The organism is Deltaproteobacteria bacterium (genome assembly GCA_016213065.1).
In the GTDB taxonomy this organism is placed as follows: Bacteria; UBA10199; UBA10199; order SPLOWO2-01-44-7; family SPLOWO2-01-44-7; genus JACRBV01.
Map to the genome: position 1 here is coordinate 1 of JACRBV010000017.1, position 9,823 is coordinate 9,823.

Annotated in this window: 10 protein-coding genes; all 10 read right to left on the reverse strand. The window is 45.3% G+C overall.

The genetic code is table 11. The features are described from left to right. Positions 1-795, reverse strand: a 795-nt coding sequence (locus tag HY877_00975; GenBank protein MBI5298862.1) for an FtsW/RodA/SpoVE family cell cycle protein, incomplete at its 3' end; no start/stop codon positions are given. Positions 796-1,035: 240 nt separating this feature from the next. Next, positions 1,036-2,967, reverse strand: coding sequence for a penicillin-binding protein 2 (mrdA, locus tag HY877_00980; protein MBI5298863.1), 1,932 nt, complete (start codon positions 2,965-2,967; stop codon positions 1,036-1,038). Between the two features lie 180 nt (positions 2,968-3,147). Continuing rightward, a complete protein-coding gene (gene mreD / locus HY877_00985; GenBank protein ID MBI5298864.1) occupies positions 3,148-3,651 on the reverse strand; it encodes a rod shape-determining protein MreD in 504 nt (167 codons plus the stop codon). After that, positions 3,648-4,475, reverse strand: a complete 828-nt coding sequence (gene mreC / locus HY877_00990) for a rod shape-determining protein MreC (protein MBI5298865.1) — start codon at positions 4,473-4,475, stop codon at positions 3,648-3,650. The genes mreD and mreC overlap by 4 nt, the downstream gene beginning before the upstream one ends. A 21-nt stretch (positions 4,476-4,496) precedes the next feature. Further along, the gene (locus HY877_00995; protein MBI5298866.1) at positions 4,497-5,531 is read right to left on the reverse strand and encodes a rod shape-determining protein; all 1,035 of its coding nucleotides are present in this window, start codon (positions 5,529-5,531) and stop codon (positions 4,497-4,499) included. Between the two features lie 11 nt (positions 5,532-5,542). Beyond that, on the reverse strand, positions 5,543-6,178 hold the full coding sequence (locus HY877_01000) for an HAD hydrolase-like protein (GenBank protein ID MBI5298867.1): 636 nt from the start codon (positions 6,176-6,178) through the stop codon (positions 5,543-5,545). 52 nt (positions 6,179-6,230) lie between these two features. Then, a complete protein-coding gene (gene rlmN, locus HY877_01005) occupies positions 6,231-7,247 on the reverse strand; it encodes a 23S rRNA (adenine(2503)-C(2))-methyltransferase RlmN (protein MBI5298868.1) in 1,017 nt (338 codons plus the stop codon). Continuing rightward, entirely contained in the window at positions 7,244-8,380 is a 1,137-nt protein-coding gene (locus tag HY877_01010; GenBank protein MBI5298869.1) for a hypothetical protein, read from the reverse strand. Before HY877_01010 ends, rlmN begins: the two co-directional genes overlap by 4 nt. A gap of 9 nt (positions 8,381-8,389) precedes the next feature. Beyond that, positions 8,390-9,166 carry a hypothetical protein gene (locus HY877_01015; protein ID MBI5298870.1) on the reverse strand — a complete coding sequence of 259 codons (777 nt, stop codon included), beginning with the start codon at positions 9,164-9,166 and terminating at the stop codon, positions 8,390-8,392. Continuing rightward, positions 9,147-9,716: a hypothetical protein gene (locus tag HY877_01020; protein MBI5298871.1), complete on the reverse strand. Its 570-nt coding sequence runs from the start codon at positions 9,714-9,716 to the stop codon at positions 9,147-9,149. Before HY877_01020 ends, HY877_01015 begins: the two co-directional genes overlap by 20 nt. Positions 9,717-9,823: the final 107 nt, after the last annotated feature.

The following is a 9,823-nucleotide window of genomic DNA, read 5'->3' on the forward strand; positions in this document are numbered from 1 at the left end:
AAAAATAAAATCGGTGTGTCTGTCGGGAAGATAGCGTAGCTTATTGATTTGTCCCTTAAGATAACCTTTGCCAAAAATCTGGCCGGAACCAACCGCGATTTTGGATTGCACCAGATGATAGCCACCCTTTCTTGCGTCGGCTTCCGGATTTAGAAAAACGCGGATCCGCTCTTTCTGATACGGTTTTAACCCATACTGATAGGCGGCAACTCCCACCACCGAAATAATACAGAAGAAGATAATAACGGCTTTTTTACGTAACCGAGCTATATAGGCAAGCGTCGCGAAAATGAGAGGATAAAAAAGGGTGCCGCCTAAATCTTTTTCCATCAAAACAAGAAACATCGGCACACAAGTCAAACCAAGAGGTTTCAGCAATTCTTTAAAACCGTACCCCATCGGCTGTGGGTTATCGCTAAAATATTTTGCCAAGACAAATACAAGACCCAGCTTGGCAAATTCGGAAGGTTGCATGGAAAAACCGCCGAGTTCAAGCCAGCTTTTGTTGCCGCTCACATCCTTTCCGACCAATAACACCAAAACCAGCAACAAAATTGAAAGGCCATAAAAAAACCAGCAAAGCTTGTACCAAAAACGGTAATCCATGCTGACGAAAACCACGAGAATCAAAAGGCCGATACCAATCCAGATCAGCTGATGCCAAAAAAGATGAACCATCCCCCCCTCACCCCAAACATTCAGGGCACTGTAAAGATTGACAAGCCCAATCCCCACGAGGGCGAAAACGGCCGACCATAAAGACCAGTTAAAATTTTCCAGAATTTTACGTTTCATATTGTTTTAGGGTACTTCTAAAAACTCCGCTTGTCACCCTGAACACATTCGCTACGCTCAGTGTAAACTCCGTGAAGGATCCCGTGGAAATCCTTTAAAAATGGAGATTCTTCGCTTCGCTCAGAATGACAATAGGTTTTTAGAGATGCCCTTTATTTGCGTTGCCATTAATGATCCTCTCTCCCTAACCCTCTCCCACAAGGGGAGAGGGGATTGAAACATAATCATGACATCCTTTTTTCAATCTCCAATATCCTCCTCCGCTGGAACTTCCGGCATTGCGGGCACTATGGGCGCTTCGTTTCCTTTTGATCCTTCACCCAAATAGGCCTTGATTAATTCCCCCGCTAATGGTGCGGCGCTGGAGGAGCCGTGGCCTCCGTTTTCAACCAATACCGAGATTGCAATTTGCGGATTTTCTGCGGGGGCAAACGCAACGAACCAAGCGTGGTCTTTGCAAAGATGTCCTCCACAACTTTTGCCCAGAGCTACAACTTGCGCCGTACCGGTTTTTCCACCCATCGGAATTTTTAAAGCGCTCAGGCGATGCGCGGTTCCTTCTGCGCCGGCCACAACATCAACGAGCGCTTTTTTCATCTGCTCCAAAATTTCCGGACGCAAATCAACATCTCCTTCTTTTTTTGGCGAAGGATTTCTTGTCACAAGACTCTCCGCACCTGTTATCGGATCGGCCTGACTTTGCACGAGATAAGGACGTATCTTATGTCCCCCATTCACAACCATACTTACCATTTGAGCCGATTGAATCGGAGTCACCAAGTCGTAACCCTGTCCAATCGCAATGGAAGGTGTTTCTCCTTCATGCCATGGATCTTTGCGCGCTTTCAATTTCCACTCCGAAGTTGGAATCAGACCGCTTCTCTCATCGGGGAGTTCAATTCCTGTTTGAGCTCCCAATCCCAATGCCCGCGCATATTTTGCCAAGCGATCGACACCGAGTCTAAGGCCCATGGTGTAATAAAAAACGTCGCAGGAAGCGACGATGGAACGATGAAAATCAACCGATCCGTGTCCCCCTTTACGCCAACACCTAAAGAAATGATTTCCAAATTGCAATCCTCCACTACAATGAATTTTGTCATCGAGAGAAATAACTCCTTCATGCAACGCGGCAATGCCCGTGACAATTTTGTAGGTCGAACCCGGAGGATAGGCGCCCTGCAGAGCCCGGTTCAAAAAATATCCTTCCGGTTTGGCGGCAATTTCTTTCCAATATTCACTTCCCTGATCTCCACCCAACAAGTTGAGGTCAAAGGAAGGCGCGGAATAAAGCAAAAGAACCGCTCCATCGCGCGGATCCAGCGCAACCACCGAACCACTTTTCCCGCGGAAAAAATCACGCGCCACTTTTTGAAGACGCGTATCGAGAGTCAATTTTAAATGTTGTCCATCGACTGCCTTTTTCTGCACCAACTCTTCCTGAATACCGGCATACATAATTTCCCGCCCCATCGCATTGACCACCTTCTGTTGAAAACCATCCTGACCTCGCAATGTCACATCCCAAACCTCTTCCAACCCGCGAAGCCCTACCTGATCTCCCAAATGATAACGACCCGGCCATTTTTGCTGAAAATTTTTGAGCCGATCCGCATCAATTTCCCGCACATAACCCAACACATGACTTGCAATATCCCCGTCCCTATATTCGCGCGAATAACGAAGCCGCACATCCACGCCTCGAAGATCATTGTCTTCCGACAAAACTCCCCACGGCGTTTTGTGGGCCTTAATCCACGAAACGGTATCCATCGGAATATCCTGCTGAAGCACAATCGGTTGATAGGCGGGTTGCCTGAAACGGTCGGCCCATTTCCCCTCCAGTTTTTCAAGAGGAATTTTAAGACCCTTCGACAGTGTCTGAAATGTTTTTTTGGAGTCGAGGACATATTGCGGAACGAGAATCAGATCGAAAGCGGGGCGATTATCAACTAAAGGAGTCCCGTTGCGGTCCCACATCACTCCACGCAAAGCCGGAATTGTATTTTCACGAATACTATTTTCCTCGGAAAAAAAGTGATAAAACTTTCCCCGTATCCCCTGAAGATAATAAAGACGCAAACCAATTGCCAAAGTCACAAGAAAAACAAAAATAGCAAATTTTTTAAGACGTGGTTCCAGTTCCTGAATATGACCTTGGGAGAGTTCCATAAGCGTATTCCACTAAATGCTGTCATCCTGAACACATTCGCTTCTCTCAGTGTAAACTCCGTGAAGGATCTACTGGATAACAAATTAGATTCTTCGCGGAGTTTATCCTGAGCCTGAGCAGATTCTTCGCTTCGCTCAGAATGACAAAGCGAAGGGCTCAGAATGACAGGTCTTCAAATTCTACTTCTTCAAGAGAATATCTTTAGTTTTGAATAAATCCCGCCACTTCAAATTGCGATACCATTTGAAAAAAGATAACAAAAAAATTCCAAAAACACCGTTTACAATGGAGGCCCACAACAAACGCGGGAGATATATTTTGAGATAATCAACCGTTTGACTCGACCAGTCCAGAAAACTCAACGCCATGATTCCGGCAATAAAGGTGAGCAGAAAAACCCAGAAAAAACGGGATTCCCATGATTGAATCAGAATTTTTTTTCTGAAAAACCGGATCAAAACGTACACAACTCCGAAGGAAAAAATGCTTAATCCCAATGGACCGAACGACACCACATCCAAAAGAAAACCGAACAAGAGTGTCAACAAAAACCCCATTTGCCAATCTTCGTAAAATCCAAGATAAATGACGGCGATCAAAAGAAAATCGCAGGGAATGTTCCACGCGCTTTTTAGCGCAATAATAAAAATGGCATACAGAATGAATAAAAACCAAAGTCTCATTTTTTCAGGACCAAAACTTCTTCCAGACGTGAAAAATCAACGGTGGGAACCACCTCGGCATCAACAAAAATTCCGTAACGATTATGCTCCACCGTTTCAACAGTCCCCACCAAAATTCCCTTTGGATAGAGTTGATCCAAACCGGAAGTAATCACCTGATCTCCGGCTTGAATATCGCTTGAGCGTTTCAGATATTCCAGACGGGTTAAAAAATAACAGGGTCTTAGCTCCGTCTTTTTCGCGGCGCCGTTCAAAAGTCCCCGCACACGGGAACGTTCCACAAAGGCATCGACAGTACTGGCAGGATCGATAATCAATAAAACAATCGCGTCGTGATCAAAAACGGGACCCACTTTTCCCACCAAACCCTCCGTGGCAATAACGGGCATGTCGGGCAGGAGTCCGTCCCTACTCCCTTTGTTGATGCGTACACTTTTAAATTCGGAGCGTGGATCATAGGCAATAACCCGTGCGGCAACAGAAGCGGGCGATTGCGTGTTTTTTAAATCGAGCAAGTGCACAAGCCTTTCATTTTCGGCAACGCTTTCTTCAAAGGCAACCATTTTTTGCCGCAACTTTTTTAGTTCTTCCTGAAGCCTCTCATTTTCTCTTTGGGCCCCTACCAGATAAACATAGCGATCCCAAGTATGATAAAGGCCGCCTCCAAACCACGAGAACACCGTTGTAACGGGCGCAACAACATTCCACGCCCATTGTTCATACCAAGGGGCACGTCTTGTTTTCGAGGAAAGAAGCGAAAGAAAAAAAATAACAAGAACAAGTGGAATGAGAAATTGCCAGGATGGTTTAAGTCGTTGGACCATGGTCCATAGTTTCAAGGTCCCTTAAGTTACGGTGAGTCCCTTGAGGACATCGAGTTGATCAAGGGCTTTGCCCGTCCCCAGCACCACACAACAGAGAGGATCCTCTGCTACCGTGACAGGAAGCCCTGTTTCTTCACGCAATAAAATATCAAGATTTCTTAAAAGTGCACCGCCCCCTGTTAATACAATTCCTTTATCGACAATATCCGCGGCCAATTCCGGCGGGGTTCTTTCCAGCGTAATTTTAACCGCCTCAACAATGGCGTTGATTGGTTCCATGATGGCTTCCCGTACCTCTTCGGAATGAATGGTGAGTGTTTTGGGAACTCCCGCGACAAGGTCTCTTCCCTTGATTTCCATCGTTGTAATTTCGCCATTGGGGTAGGCCGTTCCAATTTGAATTTTAATCGCCTCGGCGGTTCTTTCTCCGATCAGCAAATTATATTTCCGTTTCATGTATTGGATGATCGCTTCATCCATTTTATCGCCCGCGACGCGGATTGATTTGGAAAAAACAATGCCCGCGAGAGAAATCACCGCCACTTCGGTGGTACCTCCGCCGATATCGACGACCATATTTCCGGAAGGTTCCGTAATGGGAAGACCAGCCCCGATGGCCGCGGCCATGGGTTCTTCAATCAAATAAACTTCCCTAGCGCCGGCTGATTCGGCCGATTCACGCACCGCTCTTTTTTCCACTTCGGTAATGCCGAAGGGAATGCAAATCATGATGCGCGGGCGAATCAAAGTTTTTCTATTGTGAGCTTTGCGGATAAAGTAGCGGAGCATGGCTTCGGTCACTTCAAAATCGGCGATGACTCCGTCTTTCATCGGGCGGATCGCCTCAATCAAACCGGCGGTGCGTCCCAGCATTTCTTTGGCCTCTCTGCCCACCGCCAAAACACGTTTGATACCGCGGATGTCTTTTTGAACCGCCACGACAGAAGGTTCGTTGGCGATGATTCCCTTGCCCTTAAGATAAACAAGGGTGTTGGCCGTGCCCAAATCAATCGCCAAATCATTGGAGAAAAAACCGAAGATAGAATCTAAAAACATAGGGCGACAAACTATAGTAAAGATTCAAAACTGGCAATGACATATTGGATTTCTGAACGCATTCCTACTCCAATAAAAGGAACTTGGGCCCCCGTTGCGGCTTGGACATCTTCCGGCGAATCACCAAAAAACAAAACTTCCGTTTTGGAAAAGCCGCGACTTCCGACATAATTTTCCAACCAAACTTTTTTATCCACAGGGGCGCCTTGAATTCTTCCAAAATATTTCTTTAACCCTCGCCTCTCAAGAATTCGGAGAAGAAATTCGTGGGGGGTACTGGAGAGCAGAGCTGTTTCTTTTTTTGACGCTACTTTTTTCAAAAAACGGATGGCACCGGGTATTTCGGCGGCGCCAATCACCTGTTCAGTGGTTTCCGAGGCATAGCGATCCAGCATGAGTTGCTCCACTTCCGGAGGATAAGGAAGTTTCAAGATATTTTCAAACACATGCCTGAATTTTACAACTCGGGGAATATTATTATAGCTATTGCAATAGACCATAATGGCATCAAGTTGTTTTGGATACTCAAAAAAGCATTTCGCAAAGGCATTTTGTTTGATGGCATTGGAATCCACGAGCGTTCCATCAAAATCAAAAACAAGCGCCTTCGCTTTTTCAATCTGTGTTTTGATAAGTTCCAGATTCATTGTTGTTTGCCCCATGGTCCATAGTCCACGGTCTATGGTCCATGGTCCCTCTTCAAGCCGCCAATTGTCCGCAGGCGGCTAGAATATCTCGTCCGCGTTCTGCCCGAACGTTCGTTTGAATTCCCGCTTCATACAATCGGTCGCGCCACATTTCAACCGTCTCGGCAGACGAAGGTTGATACTGTGATTCCGGAAAAGAATTAAAAGGAATCAAATTAATTTTGGCAGAAACTCCATTGAGTAAGCGAATCAATTCTTCCAGCAATTCGGGCGCATCATTCACGCCTTTGAGTAAAATATATTCAAAAATCACGGGCAATTTGCAAATGCGATTGTAGTCTCTGCAAAACTGCATGAGCTCCGCCAAAGGGTAGCGCTTGTTGATTGGCATCAACTCATTACGAAGTTTGTCATTGGGGGCATGAAGAGAAACAGCCAGTTTCGTTTTGTTATCCTGAATAAATTCAAACATTTTGGGAACCAAACCGGCGGTGGAAACCGTGATTCTGCGTTTTGCAAATCCAAAAGCTTTTTTATCTTCCAAAATTTTCAGTGCCCCACTCACAGCTTTGAGATTGGCCATCGGTTCTCCCATCCCCATGAAAACAATATTCGTCACCTGTTCTGCGGGGAAACAGCGTTGGATCATTAAAACCTGTTCCAAAATTTCCCCTTGAGTTAAATTTCGTAACAAACCCATCTCCCCTGTCCGGCAAAAATGGCAACCCATGGCACACCCAACTTGGGTAGAAAGACAAAGGGTGATTCGACCCGTTATTGCCGGAATGTAAACACCCTCAATTTTCTTTCCATCGGACAGTTCAAACAGAAAAAGACAGGTGCCATCAGCGGAATGTTTGATATCCGCGACTTTGGTTGAAGAAAACCGGAAGTTTTCCTTTAAAAGTTGACGGTTTTTTTCTGAAAGATTGGTCATTTCATCAAAGGAAGTAACTCTCTTTTGATAGAGCCACTGGATAATCTGGCAAAAAGCATAGGTCTTCAACCCAAGTCTCAGCAACGCCTCTTTGAGTGAGGAAGAATCAAAATCGGTAATAACAGGTTTCATTCTGTGACCGCAACCGGCATCGGTACCGTTTGTCCATTATCGCTCTTGACTTCGTCTTCCACTTCATGAGTTTTCACCAACTCACGGACACGTTTCTTCTCCGCTTTTGTGATGAAATAAATGGCCACCAGAATAAACAACAGCGAGAGCCAGTCCTTGATATCCGGAAATTTGCCGCCGAAAAAACTCCAGTAAATCAGTGTCGCCGCCGTTCCAGCAATGAGCGAAGTGAGCCGGTTCACGAGTCCTGCAAACGTGGCGGTCCGGCCCTTGAAAATAAAAATAAAGACGGAAAAAAAGGCGACGATGCCGAAGAAACTGCCCCAAAAGCTAGCACTCATCCAATGGATATTGGGTGTCAAAAACGCCGAACGGAATGCCCGTACTTGCGGCACATCCCACCCAAACCAACTGATGGAATGAAAAATAATAAAAGAGACGAGAATCAATGTCGTCGTGGAAGTAAACTGTTCCACCGCGAAAAAGGCCTTATTGTCGAATTTCTTTCCTCTCGCGCCAACGTTTTTATAATAATTCATGATGTAAATGCGGACGGCATATGCCACCACGTAAGAGCCAAGAATAATAACCGCGGGGAGAGATTTCAAAAAATCAAATTCTTTTCCGGTAACCCAGAAGATATTGATGCACATGGCTACCATAGCAAACACCACTCCCCAATCTTCCTCACGATAAACTTTTTTCTTGAGATAGCCTTGGCGGATCTGGATCGCATCCACAATACGGCTGATGACAATAACCGAAGCACGCATGATAATCATCGCCACCATGACTGAGATAGGAAGACTATACATCAGCGTTGTCGTGGGAATCACAACTGCCGTGCAAATTCCGGAAGGAATCAGATAAAAATATTCAAACGGGATATTCAAGCCCAGCAACCGAACTTTGTGATCCGGCTCAAATCGGTACCACTTGAAAAGAAAAGCCACGAGTGTCGGGATGCAAATAGCCGCTCCTGTTCCGTAAACGAGAAATTCAAAGTCCGCCATTCCAACAATCTTGGTGTAATATTTCACCGTGACGCCTGTAATAACGTATGTGACAAAATAACCTATGCAAAAGTACACCAGCTGTTTTGTGCTCCCCTCCTGGGCTCTAAGAAATTTCATTTTCCCTCCTCATAAAATTTTGCAAAGTTGATCTAAAGCCTGCTTGTAGCGCTCGGATAAATCTCGTTCCTCTTTCAATTCCGGTTCATTATTCATGGTGACAAACGGAATATTCCTATTACGAATGGTAACGAGTCCTTTGGGTTGATTTTTGGTCAACTCTAGCCAATCGATTTCTTTGCCGAAACGTTCCATATCTTCGTCGGGCACTTTGTGCGCCAACACCGTGTGTTTTAATTTTTCCTGATAGCGTGACTCGTTGCGCCGACAGGCTTCTTCATAAGAGGCATAAATAAACAAAATAACAGCGTCTTTCAAAATTTCATCGGAGAGTTTATTGAGGGCATGATTGTAACCCCCATCCCCTGCCCCGCGCGCAAACTCAATAAAGACGGTTCTGTCAGAGACGGTTCCATCGGAGATGGTTCCATCGGAGATGGTTCCGTCGGAGATGGTTCCGTCGGAGATGGTTCCGTCCTGTGGTTGTTTGCGGGCTTCTTCGTTGAAACGGGAAAGGCAATAATCCAGCACCGAACTTTCCGTCACCACATATCCGTGCTCACTGCGCTTGGAAAAAAGTCTGCGGTGTCCCGCTTTTTCCCAGACATCGTCTTCGACAAATTTTTCCCAAAGCCACAAAAAGTCATCGAGCTCGTAAATTTTTCCCAAATGAAAAACCTCTCGACGCGTCTCATCGGAAAGCTTTTTCATAAAATCAATAAATTCGGATTTACCGCTTGCGGGACGTCCAATAAGAATTAAATTTTTAAATATTTGCGGATTCATTGAGCTCCATAAGTTTGCGTAATGCCAAACCATATCGTTGATCCAATAAAACGGGATCCGTTAATTCGGGCTCGTTATTCATTGTAACAAAGGGAAGACGCACATTTTGAACCGTGAGAACACCGGATGCTTTCTCCTCCGTCAATCTTCCCCAATCATGAACCTGATAAAAATTTTGCATCGTTTCATCGGGCACTTTGTGGGCCAAGATGCTGTGTTTCATTTTTTCCTGATAACGGGCGTTGTTCCGGCGGCACGATTCTTCATAGGAGACATTGACAAAAAGAATGGCGGAATTTTTCAAAATTTCAAGGGAAAGTTGATGAAGAGATTTGGTATACCCTTCCAGTCCTCCGCGAGCGAACTCAATAAACAAGGTACTGTCTTTATAAAACGCATCGTTGTTTTGATAGTGTTTGATATATTCCGCATTGAATTTCTGGATGCAGAAATCAAAAAGGGCGCCACTTTCTTTCAAAAGACCGGGGTTGGTCCCTCCAAAGGAATAACGGCGCGGATAACCGGCCTTCTCCCAAAGATTGTCATCCATGAATTTTTCCCAAATCAAAGGAAATTAATCCATCTCTTTGAAATTTCCGATGTTGTATTTGGCCGCGCGCGTCTCCGCGGAGACATTTTTCATAAAATCAATAAATT